The sequence below is a fragment of the Brucella tritici genome (assembly GCF_008932285.1).
GTDB classification, from domain to species: domain Bacteria; phylum Pseudomonadota; class Alphaproteobacteria; order Rhizobiales; family Rhizobiaceae; genus Brucella; species Brucella tritici.
In genome coordinates this window covers 5,001-6,180 of record NZ_WBVY01000016.1, presented here as the reverse complement: position 1 = coordinate 6,180, position 1,180 = coordinate 5,001, and the positions used below count along the sequence as shown (strand labels likewise).

Genomic DNA, 1,180 nt, shown 5'->3' with positions numbered 1-1,180 from the left:
TTAAACGCCAAAACCCCGCAGTTTTTCTACGGGGTTTGAATGTTTGGTTGCGGGGGCAGGATTTGAACCTGCGGCCTTCAGGTTATGAGCCTGACGAGCTACCGGGCTGCTCCACCCCGCGTTATGGGTGCGATATTATGACCGGTTTTGGTATTTTTTTTTCGCTTTGAGCGCGATTTGATCTGTTTTGTATGGGTTTGAGAAGATGGATTGATTTGTGTGCTTGGCAGACCTGGCAGCGACCTACTCTCCCGTGTCTTAAGACAAAGTACCATTGGCGCTGGAGCGTTTCACGGCCGAGTTCGGAATGGGATCGGGTGCAGCCGCTCCGCCATAACCACCAGGTCGGCGAAGAACACAAATATGAGAAGCTGGTTTAGGGCAGTAAGGCAGTAGGGGAATAGGGCAGTATGTTTAGGCTGCGCCTGTCCTTTGCCTTCGTGCTTTGTCTTTCTGTGCAGGCGATGGTTAAGGGCTTTAGGCAACATATTGCCTTATTGCCCTAGTGCCATATTGCCTTCAACATCGAACGTTGTTCGATGGATATTGTAAATGGGAGTGATCAAGTCGATCGAGCTATTAGTACCGGTAAGCTACATGCGTTGCCGCACTTCCACACCCGGCCTATCAACGTGGTGGTCTTCCACGGCTCTGATAGGGAATACTCGTTTTCAGGTGGGTTTCCCGCTTAGATGCCTTCAGCGGTTATCCCGTCCGTATATAGCTACCCTGCTATGCGGCTGGCGCCACAACAGGTCCACCAGAGATACGTCCATCCCGGTCCTCTCGTACTAGGGACAGATCCTGTCAATATTCCTACACCCACGGCAGATAGGGACCGAACTGTCTCACGACGTTCTGAACCCAACTCACGTACCGCTTTAAATGGCGAACAGCCATACCCTTGGGACCTGCTCCAGCCCCAGGATGCGATGAGTCGACATCGAGGTGCCAAACAACCCCGTCGATATGGACTCTTGGGGGTCATCAGCCTGTTATCCCCGGCGTACCTTTTATCCGTTGAGCGATGGCCCTTCCACGCGGGACCACCGGATCACTATGACCGACTTTCGTCTCTGCTCGACTTGTCAGTCTTGCAGTCAGGCAGGCTTATGCCATTGCACTCGACGAACGATTTCCGACCGTTCTGAGCCTACCATCGCGCGCCTCCGTTACTCTT

The 1,180-nt window shown here is 53.1% G+C and carries 1 tRNA gene and 2 rRNA genes (1 of these 3 running past the window's edge); all 3 read right to left on the bottom strand.

What is annotated here, in order from left to right:
* Positions 1-44: 44 nt before the first annotated feature.
* Positions 45-121, bottom strand: a tRNA-Met gene (locus tag F9K94_RS24115).
* A gap of 109 nt (positions 122-230) precedes the next feature.
* Positions 231-345 (bottom strand): 5S ribosomal RNA (rrf, locus tag F9K94_RS24110).
* A gap of 213 nt (positions 346-558) precedes the next feature.
* Positions 559-1,180: ribosomal RNA gene (locus tag F9K94_RS24105) — 23S ribosomal RNA — on the bottom strand; it runs 2,261 nt beyond the window's last position.